Genomic DNA, 26309 nt, shown 5'->3' on the forward strand with positions numbered 1-26309 from the left:
GCTTGTGACAAACTCAAAACTCAACACTAGCAATTACCAACTGCTTGAGGGAAATTCTCAATCCAACAATCGATGTCTGCGAGTACCCGATCGGGAATTTCCCAGGGGAACAAGTGGGCTGTATTTGGATAGCACTGCCACTGACAATCGTGGAGGTGGCGGGCGGTTTCTAAACTAGAAGCTGAGGTGATGTGCCGATCGGCCTCTCCGGCCAACGCCAAGCAGGGACATCTAATGTCGCCCAGGTGGATCAGTCGATCGTATCCAGCCCTCAGAGCGGTATTTAACGCATTGGTGGCCGTGTTGGAAGTCTTGAGGTAGGCGGGGGTACCTGCCTGTGCTAAGTAGCGGTAAGGGGTGGGGTTATGCTGCTGTATCAAGTAGCGAAAGAGCGATCGCCTCGCAAAAGTATCAATATTCCACTGCCAACCGGGTATCGCCCAATTGATAATTCCGGCTAAACCGGTGTAAAGGTTATCTTGCCAAGAGATGGGAGGGTGGCTTCCTCGCGGTTTGGCTGCGGATGCCAGTAGAATCAAACCGGTGACTCGTTGGGGATATTTCATGGCTAATTCCAGGGCTAAAATCCCTCCCAAAGACCATCCGATAACCAAACATTTATCGACTGCCAATCGGTCTAAAAGTGCTTCTAAATCGAGGAGGTGGTCGGTCATTTCAAAGAAAGTTGAGGTGCGGCTGTTGCCGTATCCGCGCAAGTCTGGGGCGATCGTTTGGAAGCGTTTTGATAGGTGTTCTGTAAATACCGACATACAATCGCCGGAACCTGGATGGCCGTGCAAGCAGAGAATCGGAAACCCTTTGCCTTTGACGGAAACACTGAGTTGTTGATGCGGCATTTTCTGATTGCTCGATCGAGGGAATTAAATAAAATTGGCCAATTTTCAAACTTATCAAAAATTATTAAAGTTTAATAAATGTTCTTCACCGAATTACTAGATTTAAATTTAATTATAACTCCTTATCCTTACTATGCAACACTACCGAGAATTAAATCAATCAAAAAGGAGTTCAATCGCACTTTAAACCAGCCGCTGCCGCTGTCGGATACTTGACGGGAACAAAAGCGAGGCCGAACTGCTCTTTTGGACACTCTACAATATGCACTAAATCGCTGGGAGGATTTTTGCGATCGCCATTGTTCGGGGATTCAAACTGAATGGTTCCTGTTGCTCCATAAGCCCTAAAATTGGGTTCGGAAATAGTTTTTTGCATTCCTTCACGACTGGGTTTTGGCTGCATCTCCAATGCTTTTATGAGTGCGCGCGCTGCATCGTAAGCTAAAGCTGTACGGGTATTTACCTCTCCTCCCCACAGCGATCGAGTGGATTGAGGAAATTTTTTATTAGGACTGTTTAACGGATGCCAGCCGACAGAAAAGACTAATTTCTTAAAATGGTGTTGCTGCGATGCAAGTTCTAAAGTTTGCGGCCGCATCAGCGTCCAGGCCCCGACAATCCAATTGCGATCGCGGTTAAGTTTCATTATTTCAACAGCGTTGTTTAGGGAGTTCGTAACTTGAGCGTCTGGAACTAACGCGATCGCAGTTTCTCCCTTTGCCTCGATTTCCTTTATTGCTCTTTGAGCGTTAAAGTCTTTTTTAGATAAATCGAAATCGCGAATCTTGGCGATTGTTCCTCTTCTGCTGTCTTGAAAATCTTTGGTAAATTCTTGCCTAAAATACGCGCCGAAAGGACTGGCCGGATTGTATAAAACTACTGCTTTTTTTTGACTTTTTTCGCTCAGGTACTCCGCTAAATTTTTAGCCATTAACTTGCTCGTATAGGGAGTCCGAAAAAAATATTTTCTAGGATATTCTGTCAGTTCTTCCGTGGAAGTTCCGGGAGACATTAAAACCAGGTTATTTCGATTGTAAATATCTACAGCGTGCATCGTCATGTCGCTGTTATTGTGACCGATAACCGCTAAAATATCTGGTTGCTTCACCAGTGATTTGGCTCTTTCTTCAGCCTCTGACTTGCTATTGGCATCGTCAGCAATAACTACTTTTAGTCCTTTGCGGTTAATGGCTTTACCTTGTAAAAAACCTTGACCTGGAAAGTCCTTACTGCTAAAATCGACTAAGCCTAAATTCACTTCAGTTTGCGCTTGAGCTACGCCTCGCAGAACTTCTTTTGCCTGGTCTGCAAGCATAGCAGAACTGTCTGGATTTCTCCGACGAATGGGAAGGGCAACAGCAATTGTGTAAGAAGAAACATTTCTCGCCTCTAGAAAGGCATTATTCATGTAAATTAAAGTTTCTGGATCTTTGCCGTCTTCTTTATTCCACGATTCTTTGAATAAATTAAAAGCTGACTGAGACTTTGAATATGCAAATTCGTCCACTCCTTTTTGTTTGAACCGAGGACTAGAACTTGTAAAGAGAATTTCTTCTCCCGCACTTAAGCCATCTCCGAAGACTAAGCGAGTTTTTGATGAGAAAAGGCTGTAATAAATCGCGATCACTCCTCCGGCCGCAACGAGGGCGATCGCGGACAGCCGGACTCTCAATTTTTGGGAGAACAAGCCGAAAGCCTGTGAAACAGTTTGATTATCGGTTGTGGAACAGAGCTCTTCTGACAGACAAGATGGCTGTGGCACAGTTTGATTATTTGTTGTGGCACAGGCAAGATAGCTGTTCCCAATATTGGTGTCGGAGCCCAATTCCACTGAAGGCAGTTGAACGGGCGACGGTGAGTGCAATGCTGTTACCGATCGCAAATCCTGCAAAACATCAGCAGCGGAGTGATAGCGATCGCAGTATGGAAAGCGTACCATTCTGTTTAAAACTCCTCTCAAACTGTCGCTAATCTGCGGGAGCTCTCTATCGGGTGTCGAGTAGTGCCATAGAAGTTCGCAACTCTGGGGATCTCGCGGCAGATTGTTAGGATGTACATGTGTGAGCGCTTGGACTGCGATCGCCCCGATAGCGTAGATATCGTTGTAGGGCTGAGGGTTCCAGGGCATCAACAGTTGTTCGGCTGGCATATAACCGCGGATGCCAATTGCCTGCGTTGTTGTGATCTCGCCTGAATGGGTAACACCCAAGGTGCTGATTTCTCTAACTGCCCCAAAATCTATCAACACAATCGAACCGTCGCACGAACGTTTGATTAAGTTGCCAGGATGAATGTCTCGGTGAACCATTCCCTGTCCGTGGACGAACTCTATAACGGAGAGAATTTCCTGCAACAAGACAATTACTTGTTTTTCCGTCCATCGCGTACCTGTAGTTAATTCCTCGCTCAGCGACTGTCCATAAATGTATTCTAGGATTAAGTAAAATTTTCCATTTTCCTCAAAGCTATCTATTAAGTTTGGAATGCGCGGGTGCTGCTGACCAAGGCGGTGCAAAGCTTCTGCTTCTATTTCAAATTGAGCGTTTGCCCTCTGCAAAACCTCCGGAACTGTAGATTGAGGGTGTCGAATTTCCTTGACGACACAAGGAGAATTGTTGGGTTGGTCTTGATCGTTAGCCGTATAGGTTCTGGCAAACCCTCCCTCCCCTAATAGAGCGATAATTTGATAGCGAGCACGCAAAATATCCCCTGGATACAGGCACATAGATTTTTTACAATTTTTCACATTTTTAAAAGCTGGGATCCTTACTAATGTAATCGGCAATTTTAGAAATAGACTGGCGCATTTGTAGCTCGCCGCTGCGGCTGTCAATCACAGTAATCACATAGGCCTCGTCGTCAATGCTCATCGCTAAAGTTGTGCCTAGTACGCGGGAATTTTGGCCGGTTTTTTCGCCCAACCACTGAGCTTTGGTTCCTTGTAACGCGGCAAATCCCAAAGCATGATCGTACTGCCGGTTGAGAGTTTCTATTAATAGTTTAGCACCGGGTGTTTCGCCGTTGTAAATTTGCACCATCATTTCGGTGAGTTCGTTAGCAGTCAGGCGGTTGCGACCCGAACCGGGGTTGGAGGGCATAATTCTTTCGCCCATTAATTTGAAGTTGACGCGGGTGACTTCGTAGCCGCTATTATCTAAATATTGATTGATGTAATCCGAACCCAAATAATCTATCAGTTGATTGGTGGCGATATTGCTGCTGCGATAGATCATTTCTTCTAACAGTAGCTGTAGCGGGTAAGTGCGATTGGACCTAATCTTTGCCGATGCGTCTTCGGTGAAATTACCGCGATTGACGAATACTTCCTGGTTTAGACTAATTTTTTCTTTTTCGACTTTTTGCATCAGGGCGACAGCAATCGGCAATTTAATTAAGCTGGCCGGACTGACAGGAGGTACATCGCCCCGGAGGTTTACGCATTCTCTAGAAAGGTTGCAAATGCCGATCGAAGCTTGAGCCGACAAACCGCTTTCCCGGGCAAGCGCACCCAAAAAATCAGATTTTGCTTGCTGCACTTGAAAGGTTGCTGCTGTTAAATTTTCCCGGTATTCTTGAGTTTTTGAGGCAGTGAGCGAAGCTAAAAATGAATTTTGAGGAACTTCCTGCAAGTTGTTGAGGGCCTGATGCCATAAAAATTGAGTTTGCTGCGAAGATGCGATCGACTGATTTGGCTGCCGTTTAGTTTCTACAGCTCGGTTGGCTAAACGGACTGCTTGCTGTAAGTCGTCCTTAGCCCTCTGTTCTACTAATATTTGAGCTTCCACCGCTTGCAACTGCTGTAGCAGTTGTTCTTGAGGATTGGCTGCGAAGGGAACTAAGCCGGAGAGGATGGTTGGTTCTGGCGAGGGAGAGGAGGGTTGTTCTAATTCGGTGATCAGCCGATCGCGAATTTTGTAGAGTTCGTCTAAGGAACGCGGGTTAGATGATTGAGAGAATGAACTTGCGATGGTTAACATCTGAACCAGTCCGATGCCGGCTACTACTGCCGCCATCTTGTTGGCGATCGACAAAAAACACCTTATATTTCGCATATTTAACATCCTCAACACCACCACATTCAATATAAGCAGCTATTGTTACATCAGTCAAACGGTTTGAGATTGTAGATGGGAGATTTTAGATTGAAGAACAAATCTAAAATCTAAAATCTAAAATCTAAAATCTAAAATGGTTTTGATCGCGCCAATGTGGCAAAATAACCAAAATAAAGGGAGCGATCGCACCAAAGCAATCAACCCCCTTTAAATATTGCGAACTATCTACTTTTTGCGCCGCCGTCGCCAGTCGGCACCCAACCGCTTGAGGTAATCCCAGCCGCGTTGGGGCCAGACATGATCGCTACCGATTTTTTCGGCAATCCAGCGAGCTACTTTGGGGCCTGTCCAGTCTCCGCCGTCGGGGGCCGGGCCTTGCAGCGCTTGTCGCAGTTCTTCTTGCTCTTCAGGATTCAGCAAGGATTTCGCAGGAGGGGGCTGGCGGTCTCCGCTGCGATTTCTCACAGAGTTAGGCCCTTCTCGGTTGTAGCGCTGGACAATTTCTTTGGCATAGTCGTAGTTGAGGCCTACGACTTGGGCTGCTTGTTTGATAGTCCAATTTCTGGAAACTAACAGCAGCAAGTGCCAGCGGCGCGACTCTGTGGTGTTTTGTGCCTGCCGGTAGCGAATTTTGAGTTCCTCTGCCGTCAGGTGGGATTCTAAGTGAGCTTTAGGTGGCATTCCTCCAACGGGGCATCGGGAACTTCTTACCATATATCTTTGGTTTTGGGGATAATTCCGGATGAAATTATTTTCCTGGGGATCGTTGGGGCAAATAAGTAGCTTTTTTTACCCCAGATGCACGCAGCTAGTCACACTTGAGGAAGGACTGCTGGTTTTTTGCAAGTGCGCGCAACAGGAGGCGTCCGCGTGGCGGTGAGCGTTTCGAGCTTTTTTGTGAACCCCAGATTTCTGACAGGCTTTTTGACCTCTGGCACAATGGGCGCGGATGGGAAAAGGTCGATCACTATTTTCTTCGATCGCGCAGCCGGCATTAATTCACTCGGATGACTGATAACTTTCAGTCATTTTTGACTAAAAAAGTGAGCTTCATAATCGGGTTATAATTATTAGGGAAGGTGCAGCCCTAGTCTAATATTTTCTTTATCATAATTTTCTATTTTCAGTTTATTTTTTTCTAAATAGTCAGGAGACGAGTAATCTCGTCCAAAATTAGCTTCAGATGCTTCAATATATGTTTTTAACAATAAATTATATCTAACAAGAATGGTAATTATTTGTCAGAAAGTATTAAAATATTTTCTGAAAAACTTTCCAAAACAAAGCAGTCACAATAAGGAATTAGTTTATTTCTTATGCCTTTTTTTATACCATAAATCCTGGGTTGCGTTGAAGAGAATCTGGCTTCTCATATTTTATAATTTAGATGACAGAATTGGGAATGACTAATTTCCTAATGATTGTGATTGTGCATACACATTCTTGGACACCGAACCTAATTATGTAGGGGCCGCATTGCACACCTTACCCCTTACTCATATAAATGTCGCGTCTAACCACTATTTGCATCAGTCGTGATACAGTTGCATTCTTGGTTTGTTAAAAGATTAGGTAAAAAACTCTATCGCTATTTTTTGTCCGGTGCAATTTTGGGAACTTAATCTATTGTATCTAAAATGACCGATCGCGCGTTAGCGGAACCCTCTTTGAGGCTCGAACTTTCGCCACAAAAATAGCGGACTTTGCCTTCGGGCTGTAAGCAGGTACAATTGCCAGCTATATTAACTGTATTGTCTCAAAGTAGAAATGATAAAGGTACGAGCATGGCATCCATCCGCGAGTTGCACCGACAACTGGTCAATAAAGAACGCTCTGCTGTGGAAATTACTCAAGAAACATTAGACCGAATTACCCAGCTAGAGCCGAAGTTGAAAAGCTTTCTGTGCGTGACGGCAGACAGCGCATTGGCGCAGGCCCATAAAGTGGATGCCCAAATCGCAGCCGGAGAGCAAATTGGCCTGTTGGCCGGCATCCCGATCGCCGTTAAAGATAATATGTGTACCGAGGGCGTTCCCACAACCTGCGCCTCTCGGATTTTGGAGAATTTTGTGCCTCCCTACGATGCAACCGTCGTCTCCAAACTCCAAGCAGCCGGTGCGGTGATTGTGGGTAAGGCGAATATGGACGAGTTTGCAATGGGGAGCTCGACGGAAACTTCTGCCTATCAAGTTACCGCGAATCCTTGGGACTTGGAGCGTGTGCCCGGAGGGTCTTCTGGCGGTTCTGCCGCAGCAGTGGCCGCTGGAGAATGCGTCGTGAGTTTGGGTTCGGATACTGGGGGCTCAATCCGCCAACCTGCTGCTTTTTGCGGGTTGGTGGGGCTGAAACCCACTTATGGGTTGGTTTCTCGCTACGGTTTGGTGGCCTATGCTTCTTCTCTCGATCAAATCGGGCCCTTTGGCCGGACTGTTGAGGATTCGGCGATTTTGTTGGGGGCGATCGCCGGTTACGATCCGAGAGATTCCACGAGTCTTAATGTCCCAATTCCTGACTACGCTCAAGCTTTAAGACCCAGTTTGCGACCGAAGGGTCAGATTAGAATTGGTGTAATTAAAGAAACTTTTGGTGTAGGGCTCGACTCTGGGGTTAAAGACGCTGTTACTAAGGCGATCGAGCAATTTCAACAATTGGGCGCAGAAATTCAAGTCATTTCTTGTCCCCGCTTCCGCTACGGTTTGCCCACTTACTACATCATTGCTCCCTCGGAAGCTTCGGCAAATTTGGCGCGATATGATGGAGTCAAGTATGGTTTCCGGTCTCCCGACTCCGATAATCTTTTGGATATGTATGCCAAAACTCGCTCTCAAGGGTTCGGTGCGGAAGTTAAACGCCGGATTGCGATCGGCACTTACGTATTGTCGGCTGGATATTACGATGCCTATTATCTAAAAGCTCAAAAAGTTCGGACTTTGATTAAAGAAGACTTTGAAAAAGCTTTTTCTCAAGTTGATGTTTTAGTCTGTCCCACAGCTCCTACTACCGCATTTAAGGCAGGCGAAAAATTCAATGACCCCCTGAGTATGTATTTGTCAGATTTGATGACTATTCCCGTGAATCTTGCTGGTTTGCCAGCTTTGAGTTTGCCCTGCGGATTTGATGATAAAGGACTGCCCGTGGGTATACAACTGATTGGTAATGTTTTGCAAGAATCTCGGTTGTTTCAAGTGGCTCACGCTTACGAACAGTCTACGAATTGGCACTTACACCACCCGGAATTGGATTAATTTTTGAAACTCGGCGGAATGCTGCGGCGGAAGTTAGTAATCGATCTTGGCTAATTGTCTGAATTAATCATTTGCCATTAGCTTTTGAGCGATCTCTAATTTCCCGCGTGCTCTATCTATGAACAAGTTGCTAGTATTCCTTTTGTCTAAATCGCTAATAGCTTTTGGGATAGTTTTGGCCGTTGCTTATTCTGCTGCTTGTGTATTCCTATTTGTAGCGCAAGGTAAGTTTATCTTTTTTCCTGCGCGAGCGATCGAAACTACGCCCGATGATTTTCAGTTGAAATATCAAGATGTTTGGCTGCCAATTTCAACTAAAACAGGCGCGGTGGAAAGCGTGCACGGGTGGTGGATTCCTGCCTCGGAAAATCCCCCCAGCCCCCCCTTAGCAAGGGGTGGAGCAAGAAAGGGGGAGTCGTTTCTGGCTACGCCGCACAGTGACAAACGGGCCATCGCTGCGGTTCCCGCCCTTAACAAGGGGGGGTTAGGGGGGGTAGTTTTGTACCTGCACGGCAATGCTTCAAATGTGGGAGCAAATGTCGAACACGCTTATCGATTTCATCGATTAGGTTTGTCGGTATTTGTGATGGATTATCGTGGTTATGGCAAAAGCCAGGGCGATTTTCCGAGTGAATCTCAGGTTTATGAGGATGCTCAACTTGCTTGGGATTATTTGGTGAACCAGCGGGGGATTAACCCGAATCAAATTTATATCTACGGTCATTCTTTGGGAGGGGCGATCGCGATCGATCTAGCCGTGCGTCACCCGGAGGCGGCCGGGTTAATTGTAGAGGGCTCTTTTACTTCGACGCGGGCGATGGTGGAGTTCCAAAAAGGCTTGTTTTGGATGTTTCCGATCGATTTTTTGCTGACACAGCGGTTTGATTCTCTTTCAAAAGTCGATCGCCTGCAAATGCCTGTGCTGTTTATTCACGGGGCTGCTGACAATGTAGTTCCAGTGGAAATGAGCAAAAAAATGTTTGAGGCAGCACCTGAGCCCAAACAGCTTTACATAGTTCCTGATGGAGGTCACACTAATGTGGCACATATCGGGGGCGCAGAATATCTGCAAATATTGAGCCAATTTTTAGGTTCTTCAAAGTAGATAAAAGCTCTTGGCGGTAACAGGTTAAGTGTGATATCTGTACCGCCTACTCGCACTTCTAACAGTACATATTAAACAAAGTAGTGATGACGATTATACTGCTTAGTAGAACCTTAATACATTCAGCCACCAGTCATTCAAAGCATAGCAGTAATTGCAGTAATTGTTCGTGCTTATAACTTGTTCTTTCTTAACTTCGCAGCCTCGCCGAGAGGTTTTTTTGTCCGGCATCCGGGCGCCGCAGAGATTGGCATCTGTGAGATTAGCTTTGTTCAATCTCGCATCCCTCAAGTCGGCAGATCTAAGGTCGGCACCGCTGAGATTTGCACCGCTTAAATCGGCTTCTTGGAGGTCGGCACCGATGAGATTTGCACCGCTTAAATCAGCATTTCTCAGGTCGGTTCTATTTAGTTTGGCGGCGCTCAAATTACTGCATTTTAAGTTAGCCAACTGGAGGGATGCGCCTCGCAGAAAACTCTCGCTGAGGTTGGCATTTTCTAAGTTGGCTCCCCTGATGTCGGCCCTGCTCATGTCGGCTTTGCTGAGGTCGGCGTCAGCCAAAAAGGCGTTTCTCATGTTGGCGTGGTTTAAATTAGCTTCCATTAAATCAGCTGCAGTCAAGTCGGCATCAACTAAGTCGGCCCTGCTGAGAGTGGCGCGGCTCAAGGAAGCGCCAAACAAATCTGCACGGCTCAAGGAAGCGCCAAATAAGTCGCATCCGGGACATCCTCTGGTTTCTAGCAGCCGCTTGACTAGAGACAGATTTTGAGCTTGCAAGGGAAGTGCGGCGCAAAATGGGAGTAGCATTATCGCTGCAGTCAGAATTTTCAGTTTGATTTTGGTCATAGTCTTGGTAAGTCCTGTAACTGCCTTTCATCACCGATTTGTCTGCTGGACTTACGTGCGGGGGACCAAAAACCCGGTTTCCTCGTTAATTCCTCGCTGTCAAACCCAATATTCTAAGCAGAAACTGGGTTTTTTGCGTAAGTCCTAGTCTAGTAGATGGACGCGACTCGACTGCGTAAGGTTCGATCGCGCTCACCGATATTACTTACGCCTTGGGGATGAAAGCCCGCACATCAAGGCTCCCTGGCAGCGAACGGCGATCGGCCGGAGGCGCTAAATGCCAGGGATTCTGGATCTGGCGACGGCTGCGGCAAGTGGCAGACTCCGACAACGGATAAGTATTTGTAATCGATGCAGTTGGATTTTGCTGCCGAGGGCGATCGTTCTCCGTACAGGCGATCGGTAAATAAGCCAATTGGCTTAGACTCTTAAGACATATTGCTGATGCGCTGCCTTCTATAAAAAAGATAGCATTTTTGTGTGATCCCCGAAATAATACCGAGCAAGCAAGTATAAAAAAGATACCGGGTGTCTCGGCGGGTGGGAAAATTGGGTACAGCTAATACTTTCAGACGAGGAAAATAGATGTCTAACAGCATAGATCAACTTGCAGAAGGCGGCAGGGGGATCAAACTCATGTGGCAGATTGCAGACGAGCTCAGTTACACCCGGACTCTCGACAATCGAAATTGTTTGTCGCTGACCAAAACTTACGAAGTAGAAGGTCGCAATCGATCCCAAAATATAAAAAAGGCTAGTGTTTTAGATGGGTTAATGAATTTATTAAACACCTGGGATTGGCAGACTGAAACAGAGCAGGAAGAAGAGCTGCATGAAACTTGTGTTCAACATCTTAGCCTGCAAGTCAACACAGATGTGAATGCTTTAACTCAAGTTTTTTGGTGGTTTGAGCAGTTGAAAGATTTATCGCTCCCCAATGAGGTTTGGTGGAAGTTTCAGTTGGCATTGGCTGAAGGTTTCACTAATGCAGTTCGCCACGCTCACAAAAATCTGCCAGTAGAAACTCCTGTTCAACTGGAAATTAGGGTATTTAAAGGACGGTTGGAACTCAAAGTTTGGGATTGCGGCCCGTGTTTTGATTTTGATGCTAAGCTGAAGGAAATTCTGGCAGCCGATAGAAATAACGGCTTGGATTTAGAAGTTTTGAACGATGCTTGCTTGATGCCGAGCAGACAGAAAGGTTTGGCACCGTCTCTATTTCTAATTGCTGGGTAGCTTTGGAGAGAGGGACAATTAACCGACTGGCACGGTTAAAAATGGGTTATGCTAAAAACGGTGTTAGGGGAAAAGTTACGGGTTTTGTCTCTGCTTGGGTGAGGGGTTTTGAATACTGCCGACCTGCTGCGGCTTAGTTTAAGAGCTATGGTCTTGAGTGACTCTATAGCAGTTCGATAGAAAGGGACGCATCTGTCTAATTAAATATTAAAAACTAAACATCAAAATTTAAAAATTATTCACACTAATTTTTGAGCTTTTAATTTATCATAGTATCTGGTCGCTCACCAATTACTAATGATTTCCAAAGAAACTTTATTTGTTCTGTCTTTATTTCCCTACTTGGGATTTCTCTGGTTTTTGACTCGATCGGGAAAAACACCCCGTTTAGCTCTGATGGGATTTTACGGCACTCTCGTTTTTGTGGCGGTGACGATTCCCGCCGCGATTTACGCAAAAGTTGTTTACAACGAGTCACTAGCCAATGTCGATTGGCTGCACGGTTCTGCAGAAGTATTCTTAACAATTGCCAATATTTTATTAGTTTTAGGCTTTAGAGAAGCGGTGATTAAAGCCAAAGAATCCTCGCCAGAATAAACTTGAGAGGGTAGTTGGGATTAATGCGAAACTTTCATTTAGCTAGCGTCTGTTTAATTGGGCGAGATAATTGAGATACTGGTGAATGCGATCGGTGTCAGTGTCAAGTAAACGACTGGCCCAAGAATGGACATTAAGTTGCGATCGCATTTCTCGAAACACCGCAGCATCCCCGCGATTCTCTAGAGGAAAAACCCAAGCATCAAATCCAGCCGACTTGAGACGGCTAACAGTTCCCTCGCCATCTTGCACCCACAATTGAGGGTTAATGCGAAGGGGTTGACAGGAATATTCACCGACAACAATTCCCCCCACCGACACGCTAGCATCTTGTCCCCGATTGGAAAGTTCTTGCAAAATAGCTTTCAGGGAATTAAGTTTTTTCCCGTCTTGTACTTGCTGCGGTGTCAGCTTAACAATCACCATTTCTAAAACTTCCACAGGTTTTGTCGATCGTACAACGTTGACTGGTTCCGCCGGCCAAGAGTTGTTTATTTCCGGTTCCGCCCTCTCTATTTCCTCTGTAACCTGTACTGTTTCAACCGGCTTTGCAGTGTCTACAATTATCTGAATTTCCTCCCCATCTTTCTCAATTTTTCCACTAATCTGTAAGATAGCATTCTCTACAATGTAAGGTTTCACTTGTTCATAAGCCTTGGGGAACACAACAGCTTTTATTTGATGTGTCAAATCTTCTAATTGCAAAATTGCCATCGCATCGCCTTTTTTGGTCACTACAAGTTTGATAGCGCTGAGCATGACAATAACTGATACTTTACCCTTTTTATCTGCTAACTGTTCGAGAGTCACTACATCGGGGTCTGGGTTTACTTGCAGGAGAAACTTTAGGGGATGTTCTGATACATAAAAGCCCAGCAATTCTTTTTCTAAACGCAATTTATCCTGTTTGTCCAAATCTTTTACAGGCTTTGATTTGGGAGCAGAGTCATAGGTACTTGCCGACTTTCCGAAGCTCGTACCCAACAAATCAAATAGATTGCCTTGGCCACTTTCTCGATCTCTTTTGCGGTCTTGCGCCCATTTAATGACCCCTTCCAGGTCGTTTATTAATTGATTACGGTTGGTGTCAATTTTGTCAAAAGCACCGCATTGAATTAAAGCTTCTAGAGCGCGGCGGTTGACAGAATGGAGATTTACGCGATCGCACAAATCAGCCAGCGATTTAAACTTACCCCCTTCCTGCCGCGCCGCCAAAATATTTTCAATTGCTCCCTCCCCCACATTTTTTACCGCCGAAACCCCAAACAAAATTTTATCTTTTGCACATCCAGTCATCTGTTTAGGCAGCGGTGTAAAAGTAAGTTCAGAGCTATTAACATCTGGGGGATCAACATCAATACCCAGCTTGAGACAATTGGCAATATATTTCTGTACTTTCTCCTGATCGCCCCTGTTAGCAGTCAGCAGTGCAGCCATGTATTCTAGAGGATAATTTGCCTTTAAATAGGCAGTTTGATAAGTGATATAGGCATAAGCCATTGAATGGGATTTATTAAAACAATATTCCGCGAATTGCAGCATCTGCGCGAACAACTTTTCAGCAATTCTTTGGCTAACTCCATTCTTAGTTGCCCCGTCGATAAACGTTTCCTTTTGCTTCTGCATTTCATCAGCTTTCTTCTTGCCCATTGCGCGCCGCAGCAAGTCAGCTTGACCCAAAGAATAGCCCGCCAAATCTTGAGCCATCCGCATAATTTGCTCTTGAAAGCACAGCGTTCCGTAAGTCTCTTTTAAAATTGGCTCTAATAGGGGATGATCGTACTCAACTGTTTTACCGTGCTTGCAGTCAATAAACTGAGGAATCAAACCTGCATCCAGCGGGCCGGGTCGGTAAAGTGCCAAAATAGAAGAAATATCATCCAGACAGGAAGGTTTTAGTTTTTTCACTACATCCAGCATTCCAGAGGATTCTAACTGAAAAATACCTTCTAAATCTCCCCTTTCTAAAAGTCTATAAGTTTTATCTACATCATCCGGTAACTTTTTGATTCTGCCAAAAGTCTCTTGAGCTCTTCGCTCAATATCAGAAGGTAGCATTTCTGGATCAACAATTAGATTTTGGGTTTGCTTGATATAATCAACAGTTTTTTGGAGAGTTGTCAAATTTTTCAATCCCAAAAAATCCATTTTCAGAAGACCTAGTGCTTCCAAATCTTCCATATAATACTGCGTAATCACAGCACCGTCGTTATTCTTTTGTAGCGGTACAATTTCATCTAGCGGGTCTGAAGAAATCACTACACCAGCCGCATGAACACCAAAGGTTTTGTTGGTTCCTTCAATCCGAATTGCCATGTCAATCCACTGACGAACAGGGACTTCTGTACCTGTCTCTTCATTGATGCAAATTGTATTTTCGTAGTTGTCTTTAAATTCCTGTGCAGGTGTTTCACCGGAAATCATCACTTTAAGTTTTTCCGGTTTTCCCCGCGATACGGGAATTAATTTAGCCATCTCGTCTGCTTTTTTGTAGGGAATGCCTAACACTCTGGCAACATCTTTCAAAACAGCTTTTGATGTCATTCTGTTGAAAGTAATAATTTGCGCTACGCGCTCTTCGCCATACTTTTCAGTAACGTATTTAATCATATCGTCCCGTCTTTCTATGCAGAAATCGCTATCGATATCTGGCATTGATTTGCGTTCGGGATTGAGGAATCGCTCGAATAGCAGTCCGTGATGTACGGGGTCAATATTGGTAATTTTTAAGACGTAGGCAACTAAAGAACCTGCGGCGGAACCGCGTCCTGGCCCTACGGGAATGTGGTTGTCCCTGGCATATTTCATGTAGTCCCAAACTACTAAAAAGTAGGTGGAAAAACCCATCTGCTGAATCATTTTTAGTTCGTATTCCAGCCGTTCTTTGTATACGGCGGGAATTTCATTGCGGCTTCTAGCTCTGAGGCGTTCTAAGAGTCCTTTCCATGATATTTCTTCGACATAAGTGTCGGCCGTGTGTTCTGGGGGAATTGGATAGTTGGGAATGCGGGATTCCCCCATGATGTCGTAAGATTTTATTTTATTTGCGACTTCTAAAGTGGTGTCGATCGCCTCTTTGATTGTTTCATCATCCAAATGGTCTCGAAACAGTTGCGCCATCTCCATAGCAGACTTAAGATATTCAGTACCGCTGTAGCGCATCCGCTTGTCTTCTTCAATCAGTTTGTTTGTGTTAATGCACAGCAAAGCATCGTGTGCTTCTACGTCGTTGCAGGAAATATAGTGAGAATCATTGGTGGCAATTATTTTAATGTTGAGTTCGCGGGCAATTTTGACAATTTCAACATTAACCATTCGGTCTTCTGGGGAACCGTGGTCTTGAATTTCTATATAGTAATCTTCCCCAAATACTTCTTTATACCATGTGGCTACTTCACGGGCAGCATCTAGCTTGTTTTGCAGAATCATTTGGGGAACTTCCCCACCCAAACAAGCACTGGTGACAATTAAACCTTCGGAGTATTGTTTGAGCAGTTCCTTGTTGATGCAAGGTCGGGCAAAAATACCTCTTTCCGGCATTCCTTTTAAATGGGAAATTGTGGTTAGTTTGACGAGGTTTTTATAACCTTGGGTATTTTTAGCTAAAACAACTTGATGGTATTTTCTTCTACCTCGAACTTTTACTTCTATGTCGCCGTTGACGACATACATTTCATTGCCAATAATCGGCTTGATATTTTTATTTCGGCAAACTTTGATTAGCTCGATCGCCCCGTACATCACCCCGTGGTCTGTAAGGGCGATCGCGGGCATCCCCAATTCCACCGCCCGTTCTGCGAGCTGTTGTAGCTGAGAAGCCCCATCTAGTAAGCTATAATCGCTGTGAATGTGCAAACCAACAAAGGACATAGGGATTTAAAATATAAGATTTGAGAATTTAGATTTTACACCATCGGCGTGTCAAAGGGTAAAATAAAAAACAAAGCTTTATATCACTCTTGAGCTGGTTTGTGCTGGGGCTTCTAAAAGTGCAAAAGATGAGGTTGTTGCGGTATTAATGGTGGAATGGGTAAATTATTCTCCCTGGCGATCGAATTTTTACAAATTTGCTTGTTTCAAATAACCTTCCAAATCTTTAATCCGTTCTTGCGTCACTCTGGCCCTGCAATAACCGTAGGTAGAAGCAGCCAAAGAACCGCCTTCAAACTGTCCTTTTGCATAATCACAATTTTCATCTCGAAATTTAATCCAAGTACGCTGTGCCACCGTCAATCTCTGCTTTTGTCTACTGCTGATTTTTGCTTGCAGTTGCTGATAGACTTGATTGAGCTTTCGGTCGGCTGCCTGAAACTCTTGACTGGAACAGACATTCATCTCTACCGTGGTTTGAGGACTTTTGCAGTTAGGCTGTTGGGCGACTTGTACGGGAATGTTACTGGCTTGGCTGGGAAGCAAAAATCCCGCTGTCAACAAAAGCAAACTTGCCGCAAATTTTACCCCAATAGTGCTATTTTTCACTTAGTTTCTCCTGTTTTTAATCTTTAATTTTCTCTGCTGGCTGAACCGATCGCCAAATCCACCAAGCCGCCGCCCATAGAGTAAAATTGCCGAAGAGAGTCATCGCCGCTTGCAGGGTAACGATCCATTCTAGGGCGGGAGAGTTGTCAAAATAGTGCCATGTACAGGCACACATAGCACTGACGAGAGCGGGCAGCATTCCGGCGGAAAGGGCCCACCAAGCTCGGTTTTGAGTGACTTCGCCGTAAGTCCAAATTAACCAGATGGCGGCAATCCACTCGACGACGCTAGAGACGTGAATAATCCAGGTGGGAATTGACAAAGCGTGCATTTTTTGTATTTTGAACGAAGATGAAAGATTTATCGATCGGGACTTACGCAACTGTCATATTAAAGTATGATGCGTCATACAATTTGAGATTAGCGATTTGAGATTTTATTAGATTTGCGATTTGACCTGACTGATGACGTAAAGCGTTGAAGCTTGCTGAGAGTAGCATTTTTTTGGGTAGTAGTATTATCAAATTTCAAATCTCAAAAAAATCTAAAATCCAAAATCTAAAATAGTTAGATTCCCCATCACAAACAAAGAAAAGAGTAGAAATGCGAGCAATTTTGTGCGGCTATTACGGTAAAGGCAACGGCGGCGACGAGGCGCTGTTGGCATCGCTACTGCAAATGTTACCAGATGAGGTGACGCCGATCGTCCTGTCTGGCAATCCTGTCGAGACAAATCAGCGGTACGGGGTAGCTGCGCGCGATCGCATGAATGCCTTTCAAGTTCTCGAAACACTCCGCACATCCGACGCCCTAATCTGGGGCGGCGGCAGTTTAATCCAAGACGCTACTAGCATTGCGAGCCCTTTCTATTATGGCGGTTTGATGGGATTAGCGCAGCGGATGGGCTTAAAAACTATTGCTTGGGCTCAGGGAATTGGGCCTTTGAAGCGCGAAATGACTCGCAAGTTATCTCAGCGCTGTTTTGCTGGATGCACCGCAGTCAGCGTGCGGGATAAAGGTTCAGCTACTTTACTTGCAGATTGGCAAATTCCCTTTACTTTAGCGCCCGATCCCGTGTGGGCTTTGGAGAATTCTCCCGTGTCGGGTTTGTGGGATTTACCTGCGCCCAGAGTGGCTGTTTGTTTGCGTTCTCACTCTACACTAACTCCCGCCCGTTTGTCAATCTTAACTCAAGCTTTAGTTGACTTTCAAAAAGCAACTCGCACCTTAATTTTGCTGCTGCCTTTTCAAGCGTCTCACGACTTAGAAATTGCCCAACATTTGCACGAAGCCCTGCCGAAAAGAAGCTGCATCCTCAGTTTAGACGACCCCAGAAAGTTGAAAGGAGTGTTCCGGGGAGTCGAAATGGCGATCGGGATGCGCTACCACAGTTTAATTATGGCAGCATCCGAAGAATGTCGCTGTTTTGCCCTCAGCTACGATCCCAAAGTCAGCCAGTTAATGGAAGAGCTAGAAATGCCGGGATACTTATTATCAGAATTGCCAGACGATCCTTATTTAATCAGCAAAACCTGGATCGAACACTATGCTAACGGCGACGCCTTATCGCCAGACAGGATAAAATTCATAGTAGAGCGATCGCTCTTTCATCGCGAAGTATTGCGAGCCGCGCTCCAGTAATCTCATTCAGAGGTGAAATACAATGACAGTCAGTACAGCCGACTTAAAAATTACCTGGGAAAAATTGCCAGATGATTTCATTTTAGAGGAGCAACTTCTGCAAAATATCGACCAGCCCTTACTCGCTGCCGCCTTGCGAGAAATCTTAGAAATCGCGGGGCTAATTTTGGAGGGAACATTAGTTGCCCCTAATATGGGGATTTGTGCCACCTTAGATAATAAGCTAGTTATCAAAGCTCCCGATTTGTTTTATGCTCGCAACGTACAGCCGCTTTCTCGTCAAGAAATTCGCCGCAGTTACACTCCAAACTTAGAAGGCGAAATTCCGGTCTTCGTCATGGAGTTATTGTCAGCTACTTCCTACGATGAATATTCTAACAAGCCAACTTATCCACCGGGGAAATGGTTTTTTTATAGACAAGTATTGCGAGTTCCAATCTATGCACTTTTTGAGCCAGCCGCTGGAGTGTTAGAAGTCTACCAGTTGGATTCATCAGGAGATTATCAAATACAGCAACCTGATTTAAACGGTCGTTATAGGATAGAAGGAGTTGGGTTATTTTTGGGTGTTTGGCAGGGAACAAAAGCCGAAAGAACCGGATATTGGTTGCGGTGGTGGGATGAGAGGGGAGAGATGTTATTGTGGGGAGCAGAGATGGTGGAAAGGGAAAGGCAGCGAGCCGATCGACTAGCCGCGCAATTAAGAGCAGCAGGCATTGAACCAGAGGCCTAGTGCAATAATGAGCAATTTAAAATTGTCCCTCTGCAATTTAATATTGCTCATTAATTAAAAAGTATTGAACAATATCGCAAAAATCAATATTTATCTGCGTTAATCCACGTTAATCAGCCTTCCTCAGCGGTTCAAAATTACATTCAGGAGACAGCAAAATTGGCAAGAGTAAGAGTGCGGGAACACGTCAATCCCCTATCAATTAGATATCAAGCATCTGCAAGTCCTCCGGATTGGACTAAAATCTATGCCGACTTAAATTTACCGCTGCATTTAGATATCGGCTGTGGCAGAGGACGGTTTTTGTGGCATATGGCGCAAGTACAAACTGACTGGAATTTTCTCGGATTAGAAATTCGGGAACCTCTGGTAGAAGAGGCGAATCTTTGGCGGGACGAAAAAGGCTTGACAAATTTGCACTATTTGTTTTGCAATGCGAATAGTTCTCTCAAACCAATCTTAGAAACTTTACCCCCCGGTATTTTGCAGCGGGTTAGCATTCAGTTTCCCGATCCGTGGTTCAAGAAAAAGCACCACAAACGGCGGGTGGTGCAGCAGGAATTAGTCAACGAATTGGCAACTTATCTGGCAATTGGCGGCGAAGTTTTTATCCAGTCAGATATTGAAGAAGTAGAAAGGGAAATGTGCGATCGCTTTTCATCTCACCCTAGTTTTAAACGTCAAAATGGGGGCGAATGGTTAGCAGAAAATCCCCTGCCTGTTCCTACGGAAAGAGAAATTGCTACTCTGAAACGGGGCGAACCAGTTTATCGAGCACTGTATCAAAAATAATGCTCGCTTTTGCAAACTCACCTTGGTAATAAACGTTATAACTTACATCTTGCACCTTTGTTAGGAACAGGCTTTCCGGCCTGTTCCACAACACTTAATTTTCTTGTGGAACGGGCCGGAAAGCCTGTTCCTAAAGGAATTATTTCTAACTTAAACCCAAGACGGCAGCCACATCCTAATTTTCCATTCCATTTGCGACAAAGGCAGTCCCAAATAGATAGGCATCCAGAAAATAAAAGCACCCAAAACCAGAAAAATAATTGTTACCCCCATCCCTCGGAGTCGAGTTTGAGGGCTGTGCAGCCACCTGTCAACCCACCAAGCAAGTGCTAAGGCTGCAAACACAGAACAGCCCATATAATGGTACAAAAATATGCAGCGAGTCACCTTCACCCAAGGCAGCAAATTAGCGGCCCAATTAACTATTAAATATAACCCCAGCCACATTTCAGCAGTCGGCGGAAACAAAATCGGCCGCTGCTGTTCTATCGTGTCAATATCAGCCTCGCTGCGCGTTTGCAGCCACACCAAAATCCGGTGAACTAAAACTCCTATTACTAGCAGTAAAGCTAAGGTTGACAGCCACCAAAGCAATGGATTTCCCATTGCGTGAACGTCAAAAATTGCCTGAGTTGCACCTTCAGGTAAAGGCGGCAAAACCGGATCGGGGGGTGCATTGTTGCTAGTAGTTTTGTAGAAGTAAACTATGGGGCGCAGCATCAAAGGCCAACTGTACCATGTGGAACAGTAAGGATGTACATCGGAGCCGCTTTTAATCCGCTGGTGATAAGTCAAAATCTCCGTTTGCATCTGCCAGAAATTGGGAGTTGGATTAAAGTGCAGGTGAGGAATCCAAGAGATGCTGTAAACTACAATAGGAATAATAGCTAGACTCAAGCAGAGTTCTATAAAATTGAGTTTAGTCAGTTTTTGTACGGGACTTTCGGGAGGAATTAGAGCAGAATTTACCTCGCGGCTTTGTTCTTCATTTCCTCTGTTACCCTGGATAAAACGAACTGCCCAAGCACAGATTAAAATTAGATAAGTACCGAAAAGAAACCATAATCCGTTCCATTTGATAGCCGCAGATGCGCCGAAACCTATCCCGGCGAGTACCAGCCAAAGCCAGCGCTTTTTGCCTTCGGCTTCTACGGATTTTAAAATAAATAACTGACCTAAAATTCCAAATAAAACCAGATAAATGTTGTTCAGCGCGTAGCGAGACTCAACTAAAAACAAACCGTCGCAGGCAATCAATAAAGCAGCAAGAAAAGCAAAGGTGCGGCGCCGAACTAGCTGATAAGCTAGCCCTCCCACAACTAGGGGAATAAAGGAACCTGTGAGAGCATTCAGCCAGCGGTAATCCCAAGGGGAAAGCAGGGAGCCAGCCATACTGTTGACGGCGGTTTTTCCGAAGGGAAGATGAGTGCCGATCCAAATGCCGATCGCAATTATGTACTGGCTCAGAGGCGGGTGAGCGTTGAAAAAAGGAGTTTTTGTCAGATAATTGTTGGCAAATTTAGCGTAGTAAACCTCGTCAAATACTAAGGTGTTAAATCGTTCTAGTTCCCAAAAGCGTAGTGTTAAGGATAGGAGGAACACAGCGAACATTCCTAAGCAAAAAACTAAAGTAGATCTGTTGAATTGTTTTTTGTTGATTTTCATAAAACAGCAGTAAATAGTAAATGCTAGATTTGATGGCGATCGCGAATTTAAAAATATTGAATAGGGGATACCGTAACAATTATAATTATGACTTTTAATACCCGTTTAAAAAAATAATGCAACTGTAGGCCCGTGCTCCCAACCTTGATAGTCATCAGTCATTCCCAATTCTTTAATCTACAATCGTTCGAGTGAGCGCTCACGCCGAAGTCTAAAATGTCAAATGGTATAACCTTTGCTGTGACCAACCCGATCGCACCCCCGCCCATGAAAACTAATCTAACATCATACCAAAAAAAGCGGCTCTGCTTGCCGCAGAACCGCCGTCACAGAGGATGAAAAATCAAAACTTAACGCACAGCGCCCTGTACTGAAGGTGATTCAATTGTTTTCATGAAGTACAGCTTCACTAATTGCCAGCCGTTCGACAGATACAAAGGCAATTTTTGGAAGAACTGCAAGAATTTCGGAGTATTAGAAGCAACAATTGCTGTCAACTGCTGATTGTTCTTGAGGCAAACATCCAGCCGTTCATAAAATTCTGGATTGTTCACGTCGAGCATCACGGGGAATACGCGGCCTGCGGTTTCGTTGGTCTTTTTAATCACTTCGATGTCGTATTCGCGAGCATCGAGACCGAGCGATCGATAAAAACCGGCGCGCTGGATATCATTGAGATACATTGTGGCGAACACTGACAGCAAGAAGAAACGGCACCAAAGCTTAGCGCGCCAATCGTTCAACATCTGAGGCTGAGCTCTCATCACCGCATCGAAGAAATCTCCGTGGCGGTTTTCATCCTGGCACCAATTTTCAAAGAATCGGAAAATCGGATAAATCTGGTCTTCAGGATGGGCTTTTAAGTGCTGATAAATCGTGATGTAGCGCCAATAACCGATCTTTTCAGACAAGTAAGTGGCGTAGAAAATAAACTTCGGCTTAAAGAATGTGTAACTGCGGCTCTTTGTCAAGAAACCCAAATCCAGGGACAAATTAAAGTCGGACAGGGCTTTGTTGAGGAATCCGGCGTGCCGCGCTTCGTCTCGCGACATCAGGTTGAAACCCTCGGCGAGCACTGGATTTTTGTCTTTGAGCCTGCGTCCCAATTCTTTGTAAAGCAAGAACCCAGAAAACTCAGCGGTGCATGAACGTTCCAGGAATTCAATGAACAACTGGCGTTTTTCGCCGTCAATGTGATCCCAAGATTGAGCGAACTCCTCATCCCGCACGAAGTGGTTTTTGTTGTAGTCAACGCGGAACTCTTGGATAATTGCTTCTAGTTCGGCTTCATTTACGGAGATGTCCATTTTGGCCATCTCGTCAAAGTCTGTTGTGTAAAATCTCGGCGTGAGAATAGTTTCTTTGGCTGGGGCTTTCACTCCCGGCCGCAGTTCTTCAAAAGTGGGTTTTTTGAGGGAATCTACCATATTTTTATTGGATTTCTGCTTATAACTACTCGCTTGTTTCCATTGTCGGGTACTGCGGGCGATCGCGCTCGTGTATGTCCGGCCAGCGCTGGCGGTGCGCTTGGTTTGGCGCTCCGTGTGGAATCCAGGTCTAAGCTGCTGTAATTTCCACGCCCTCCAGTTTACCAAGCTCTCGCCCGCGCAAATATGTTGCTGGCGTTAAGAATTGCTACGCAAAATTACTCATGGGCTTCCAGACAGAAGGTATTGGGAAACCAAATTTTGCCTTTTGTCAGTTTATTAGGCTACCACACAAATAAATGCCCATGTCAAGCTGTTTAAACACGAGATAGAAAGTACACAATGTATAGAGGGACTCCAATTCTTAGAATAACCAGGCAGGACGGTCAGAAAATGAGCAATTTAGGTGTTAGTTACCTTTTATGGGCAGCTTGTTTTTTCGGCCCATTCGGACTCCACCGCCTCTACAACGGCAAGATTGGTACGGGTTTGCTGTGGCTGTTTACCTTTGGTTTGTTTGGGTTTGGGCAATTGTTTGACTTGCTGCTGCTGCCGAACATGGTGGACGAACGCAATGCCAGTCTCAGGGGCAAACTCGGCGTATCTCGCGAAGGTCTACCGCTATATCCAGTCAGCGGGGCGATCGCCGCGACATATCCCAAGCAAACTCCAGACCAGTTAGGGATTAAACTCCTGAAGGCAGCTTATACCAAGAACGGAAGATTATCTGTCACCCAAGGGGTGATGGCAACCGGCGCTACTTTTGCCGAAGTGGAAGAGGCTTTCACGGCAATGCTCAAAACGGGTTATGTGAGTATCGAGAACGATGCCGTAACAGGCGTCGTGATCTACCACTTTCACGAACTTTAGCTGCTGCGGGTGCGTTACCTAGGGGATTTGGTCTATTTTTCCAGAAGCTAATCGCTGACGCACCCTACTACTTGATATTGCTGACCGAGCAGTTATTGCGGTTTTTCGAGTAAGCATTGCCGACAAAATCGGCTAGAATGTTTGTTTGTCTATATAAGCAAGCAAAAAGTATTTAGCGTCATGGCAGTCCCTAAGAAGAAAACCTCCAAATCCAAGAAGAATATGCGTAAGGCCACATGGAAGCGCAAAGCTGTCGTGGCAGCTCAGAAAGCTCTGTCTCTGGGCAAATCTGTTCTGACTGGGCGTTCCAACAGCTTTGTGTATCCCGGCAATGAAGAAGAGGAGGAAGAATAGAAACGGAATACCGGGCATGGGGCGAACCCGATGCCCGATCGATCAATCCTTTTTTGCTGTTGTTGACACTCCTCGACTATCAGGTACGAGGATTCTTGGTTCAGCGACCCACCTTAAAATTATCTATCCTTGCGGCAATACTTAAACCAAATACCCGTCCGATTGAACCAAGCATCGAGCCTAACTTAGATAACCCCAGAGGGCTTTGTCTCCCCAAGCGTTTGAGAATTACTTCTCACGTTCCCGTGTGCCCCACGGTACATTTAATCTTTATTTTTTGACTTGTCTGGTTTTGGTTTACGTTGGTTAACCTAGCTGTTTTTATTCGTGGCATTCGCTACCCACTAGCCATTATTGTTTTCCGACCAGTCGTTTGAGCTTGGTGTCTCATGTGTATCGGCGGTTACTCTACCTGTGGCATAGTCTTAGTGTACACCCAAATGGGATAAGTTGCCATGAAGACTGAGAGAATCAATATCAGAACGACAAAGCAGTTGAAAGACAAGATTGCTCGGATAGCTCAAAAGCAAGGAGTTCCTGTAGCTGAATTGATTAATGACTATATCAAACAGCTACCTGAACCCCAATAATTAATCAAAGCCGTCCTGGAAGGACGGGGCTTTAAACCCATTTTTTCGGTAAAATCAGCATGGCATCGCCAAAGGAATAAAAGCGGTACTGTTGCTCGATAGCTTCTCGGTACAAATCCAACAGCAGAGGCCTTCCAATCATCGCACTTACCATCATCATCAAAGTAGAGCGGGGCAAGTGAAAATTGGTAATCATCCCCTCTACAACCCGCCACTTGTAACCAGGGTAGATAAACAAATGGGTCGGGCCGCAAAAAGGTTGCAAGGAAAAATCGCCACTCGCGGCCGCGGCTCCCTCTAAAGCTCGCACTGCTGTTGTACCCACAGCAATAATCCGCCCGCCTCGGGCTTGAGTTTCCCGAATTTTCTCAACGGTGGCGGCGGGTACTTCCACCCATTCGCCGTGCATTTTGTGAGCCGTTACGTCTGCCACCTCCACCGGGCGAAACGTCCCTACTCCGACGTGTAAGGTGACAAAAGTTTTTTCGATTCCCCGCTGTTCCAAGCGGCTGAACAATTCTTCGGTGAAGTGCAGGCCTGCTGTGGGGGCCGCCACCGCCCCAAGCCGATCGGCATAAACAGTCTGGTACTGTTCCGCTGAAGCTTGGGAATTGTCGATATAGGGCGGCAGGGGTACGTGGCCGTATTCGTCCAAAAACTTCGCCAGATTCTCATCTGTGGGGATGTCAAACTCCAACAGCCGTCCCCCTGTTGCGTCGTCCCTATCTATAACTGTCGCAGTCAATCGACGGCGATCGGGCATCGTGGCATCGGGAAGGCAACAGCAAGGAGCTGTGGTAGAGTCCTCACAGGCAGGGGCGATGCGATCAAACTCAATTTTTGCTCCCAACTTTAAGCGTTTCCCCGGTTTAACCAAAGCCAGCCAACAGTTGTGCTGCCGTTCTTCCATCAACAATATCTCCACAGCCGGGCCGTTGGGTTTGTGCCCGTAGAGCCTCGCTGGCAGCACGCGGGTGTTGTTCAGTACCAGCAAGTCGCCCGGTTGCAGCAAATCGGGTAAATCCCGGAAAATCCGGTGTTGGTGGCTGCTGGGAGAATCTACAGCCAGCAAGCGAGAACTGTCCCTCGGCACTACGGGATTTTGGGCAATGCGCGAGGGCGGAAGTTCGTAGTCGTAGCCGTCCAAAGACCAGTCAAGCTCTGTCATCAAGTCAATTCCTGTGCGATCGATCTGTCAACTGGGTAACAAATTGGGTAAAAACCCCCATTCAAAGTCGGGTGCTTTTCCCCTTGTGGTGGCGGGTATAGCCCGCGAGGATAGAGGTATAGCATCAGCTTTGCTCATAAGGATCGTTATGGAATACCTCTACTACATCGCCAATACTAGCCTTACTCTGAGAGTCGTGGATTACCTACGCACGGCTCATCATCTTCCCTTGCAATTTATCACTGTTATTCACCAAATTGACGGCTGGGTGGTAAAGGTGAAAATGAGCCAATATTTAACTCCCGAAATGCACGGGGATTTTCGGGCTTTTATGAACGAACTCGGGATTCCTTACGATCCTGAAATTCGCTTGCAAATGGCACTTTGGAGTTTGGAAACCGGACAGTCGCCGCTGAGCGTGATGCGCCGCTACCAGGTGGCAGTGGTTTGTCACGGCAGCCCTGACCGCAAAGAAATTGAAGCGTTTCGCCAGCAGTTTGTCAAGGGCCTGGGATATTGCCCGGAAACTCTGGCCTAGATTGCTACGCATATAAATTAACTGTGATGACAGAACAGGAGAGGGAGAGAAGGGCAAAGCGGGAGAAGATTTAACGCTTTTTTCAGCTCCGTTAAAGCTCAAGAGAAAAAT

The 26309-nt window shown here is 45.6% G+C and carries 23 protein-coding genes; 11 read left to right on the forward strand and 12 right to left on the reverse strand.

Annotated elements, in window-relative coordinates; genetic code table 11:
* Positions 1 to 26: 26 nt before the first annotated feature.
* The 4 genes from QUA70_RS06220 to QUA70_RS06235 all read right to left on the reverse strand — a co-directional run bounded on the left by QUA70_RS06220 (position 27) and on the right by QUA70_RS06235 (position 5593).
* On the reverse strand, positions 27 to 857 hold the full coding sequence (locus QUA70_RS06220) for an alpha/beta hydrolase (RefSeq protein ID WP_333345609.1): 831 nt from the start codon (positions 855 to 857) through the stop codon (positions 27 to 29).
* A gap of 172 nt (positions 858 to 1029) precedes the next feature.
* Positions 1030 to 3582, reverse strand: coding sequence for a bifunctional serine/threonine-protein kinase/ABC transporter substrate-binding protein (locus QUA70_RS06225; protein WP_333327464.1), 2553 nt, complete (start codon positions 3580 to 3582; stop codon positions 1030 to 1032).
* A gap of 25 nt (positions 3583 to 3607) precedes the next feature.
* Positions 3608 to 4909, reverse strand: coding sequence for a serine hydrolase (locus tag QUA70_RS06230; protein WP_333327467.1), 1302 nt, complete (start codon positions 4907 to 4909; stop codon positions 3608 to 3610).
* Positions 4910 to 5137: 228 nt separating this feature from the next.
* Positions 5138 to 5593 (reverse strand): helix-turn-helix domain-containing protein, encoded by a 456-nt coding sequence (locus tag QUA70_RS06235; RefSeq protein WP_333044446.1) that lies wholly within the window; start codon positions 5591 to 5593, stop codon positions 5138 to 5140.
* Positions 5594 to 6696: 1103 nt separating this feature from the next.
* Between QUA70_RS06235 and gatA the strand changes: the two genes are divergently transcribed.
* Both gatA and QUA70_RS06245 read left to right on the forward strand, forming a co-directional pair.
* The gene (gatA, locus tag QUA70_RS06240) at positions 6697 to 8157 is read left to right on the forward strand and encodes an Asp-tRNA(Asn)/Glu-tRNA(Gln) amidotransferase subunit GatA (protein ID WP_333327474.1); all 1461 of its coding nucleotides are present in this window, start codon (positions 6697 to 6699) and stop codon (positions 8155 to 8157) included.
* A 118-nt stretch (positions 8158 to 8275) separates the two neighbouring features.
* A complete protein-coding gene (locus QUA70_RS06245; protein WP_333345612.1) occupies positions 8276 to 9262 on the forward strand; it encodes an alpha/beta fold hydrolase in 987 nt (328 codons plus the stop codon).
* A gap of 102 nt (positions 9263 to 9364) precedes the next feature.
* Here QUA70_RS06245 and QUA70_RS06250 read toward each other — a convergent pair whose 3' ends face one another.
* A complete protein-coding gene (locus QUA70_RS06250) occupies positions 9365 to 10108 on the reverse strand; it encodes a pentapeptide repeat-containing protein (RefSeq protein WP_333410339.1) in 744 nt (247 codons plus the stop codon).
* 205 nt (positions 10109 to 10313) lie between these two features.
* On the reverse strand, positions 10314 to 10523 hold the full coding sequence (locus tag QUA70_RS06255; protein ID WP_333345617.1) for a hypothetical protein: 210 nt from the start codon (positions 10521 to 10523) through the stop codon (positions 10314 to 10316).
* 170 nt (positions 10524 to 10693) lie between these two features.
* Between QUA70_RS06255 and QUA70_RS06260 the strand changes: the two genes are divergently transcribed.
* Together QUA70_RS06260 and QUA70_RS06265 are read left to right on the forward strand one after the other, a co-directional pair.
* A complete protein-coding gene (locus QUA70_RS06260) occupies positions 10694 to 11344 on the forward strand; it encodes an ATP-binding protein (RefSeq protein ID WP_333327484.1) in 651 nt (216 codons plus the stop codon).
* 297 nt (positions 11345 to 11641) lie between these two features.
* Positions 11642 to 11941 (forward strand): DUF3593 domain-containing protein, encoded by a 300-nt coding sequence (locus tag QUA70_RS06265; RefSeq protein WP_333327487.1) that lies wholly within the window; start codon positions 11642 to 11644, stop codon positions 11939 to 11941.
* A 42-nt stretch (positions 11942 to 11983) separates the two neighbouring features.
* Here QUA70_RS06265 and QUA70_RS06270 read toward each other — a convergent pair whose 3' ends face one another.
* The 3 genes from QUA70_RS06270 to QUA70_RS06280 all read right to left on the reverse strand — a co-directional run bounded on the left by QUA70_RS06270 (position 11984) and on the right by QUA70_RS06280 (position 16751).
* On the reverse strand, positions 11984 to 15811 hold the full coding sequence (locus QUA70_RS06270; RefSeq protein WP_333345620.1) for a DNA polymerase III subunit alpha: 3828 nt from the start codon (positions 15809 to 15811) through the stop codon (positions 11984 to 11986).
* Between the two features lie 189 nt (positions 15812 to 16000).
* Complete coding sequence (locus tag QUA70_RS06275; protein ID WP_333327493.1) at positions 16001 to 16420, reverse strand: lysozyme inhibitor LprI family protein; 420 nt, start codon at positions 16418 to 16420, stop codon at positions 16001 to 16003.
* A 16-nt stretch (positions 16421 to 16436) separates the two neighbouring features.
* Entirely contained in the window at positions 16437 to 16751 is a 315-nt protein-coding gene (locus QUA70_RS06280; protein WP_333327494.1) for a DUF2499 domain-containing protein, read from the reverse strand.
* Between the two features lie 272 nt (positions 16752 to 17023).
* Between QUA70_RS06280 and csaB the strand changes: the two genes are divergently transcribed.
* The 3 genes from csaB (at position 17024) to trmB (ending at position 19586) form a co-directional block, all read left to right on the forward strand.
* Complete coding sequence (gene csaB, locus QUA70_RS06285) at positions 17024 to 18061, forward strand: polysaccharide pyruvyl transferase CsaB (protein ID WP_333345622.1); 1038 nt, start codon at positions 17024 to 17026, stop codon at positions 18059 to 18061.
* A gap of 22 nt (positions 18062 to 18083) precedes the next feature.
* Entirely contained in the window at positions 18084 to 18794 is a 711-nt protein-coding gene (locus tag QUA70_RS06290) for a Uma2 family endonuclease (RefSeq protein ID WP_333345625.1), read from the forward strand.
* A 159-nt stretch (positions 18795 to 18953) separates the two neighbouring features.
* Positions 18954 to 19586, forward strand: a complete 633-nt coding sequence (trmB, locus tag QUA70_RS06295; protein WP_333345627.1) for a tRNA (guanosine(46)-N7)-methyltransferase TrmB — start codon at positions 18954 to 18956, stop codon at positions 19584 to 19586.
* Positions 19587 to 19736: 150 nt separating this feature from the next.
* Here the strand turns inward: trmB and QUA70_RS06300 are convergent, their stop codons facing one another.
* Both QUA70_RS06300 and acsF read right to left on the reverse strand, forming a co-directional pair.
* Positions 19737 to 21251: a phospholipid carrier-dependent glycosyltransferase gene (locus QUA70_RS06300; RefSeq protein ID WP_333345629.1), complete on the reverse strand. Its 1515-nt coding sequence runs from the start codon at positions 21249 to 21251 to the stop codon at positions 19737 to 19739.
* Positions 21252 to 21601: 350 nt separating this feature from the next.
* Positions 21602 to 22678 carry a magnesium-protoporphyrin IX monomethyl ester (oxidative) cyclase gene (gene acsF, locus QUA70_RS06305; protein WP_333154677.1) on the reverse strand — a complete coding sequence of 359 codons (1077 nt, stop codon included), beginning with the start codon at positions 22676 to 22678 and terminating at the stop codon, positions 21602 to 21604.
* 393 nt (positions 22679 to 23071) lie between these two features.
* On the opposite strand from acsF, the gene QUA70_RS06310 reads away from it, so the two are divergent.
* The 3 genes from QUA70_RS06310 to QUA70_RS06320 all read left to right on the forward strand — a co-directional run bounded on the left by QUA70_RS06310 (position 23072) and on the right by QUA70_RS06320 (position 24492).
* Positions 23072 to 23548 carry a TM2 domain-containing protein gene (locus tag QUA70_RS06310; protein WP_333327508.1) on the forward strand — a complete coding sequence of 159 codons (477 nt, stop codon included), beginning with the start codon at positions 23072 to 23074 and terminating at the stop codon, positions 23546 to 23548.
* A 180-nt stretch (positions 23549 to 23728) separates the two neighbouring features.
* Positions 23729 to 23902 carry a 50S ribosomal protein L32 gene (gene rpmF, locus QUA70_RS06315; protein ID WP_006632406.1) on the forward strand — a complete coding sequence of 58 codons (174 nt, stop codon included), beginning with the start codon at positions 23729 to 23731 and terminating at the stop codon, positions 23900 to 23902.
* A 455-nt stretch (positions 23903 to 24357) separates the two neighbouring features.
* Positions 24358 to 24492 (forward strand): hypothetical protein, encoded by a 135-nt coding sequence (locus tag QUA70_RS06320; RefSeq protein ID WP_333135483.1) that lies wholly within the window; start codon positions 24358 to 24360, stop codon positions 24490 to 24492.
* 31 nt (positions 24493 to 24523) lie between these two features.
* Here QUA70_RS06320 and queA read toward each other — a convergent pair whose 3' ends face one another.
* Positions 24524 to 25660 carry a tRNA preQ1(34) S-adenosylmethionine ribosyltransferase-isomerase QueA gene (queA, locus tag QUA70_RS06325; protein ID WP_333345632.1) on the reverse strand — a complete coding sequence of 379 codons (1137 nt, stop codon included), beginning with the start codon at positions 25658 to 25660 and terminating at the stop codon, positions 24524 to 24526.
* A gap of 148 nt (positions 25661 to 25808) precedes the next feature.
* On the opposite strand from queA, the gene QUA70_RS06330 reads away from it, so the two are divergent.
* Positions 25809 to 26198: a hypothetical protein gene (locus QUA70_RS06330; RefSeq protein WP_006632408.1), complete on the forward strand. Its 390-nt coding sequence runs from the start codon at positions 25809 to 25811 to the stop codon at positions 26196 to 26198.
* The last annotated feature ends 111 nt before the right edge of the window (positions 26199 to 26309 follow it).

The organism is Microcoleus sp. LAD1_D5 (genome assembly GCF_036702115.1).
Lineage (GTDB): Bacteria > Cyanobacteriota > Cyanobacteriia > Cyanobacteriales > Microcoleaceae > Microcoleus.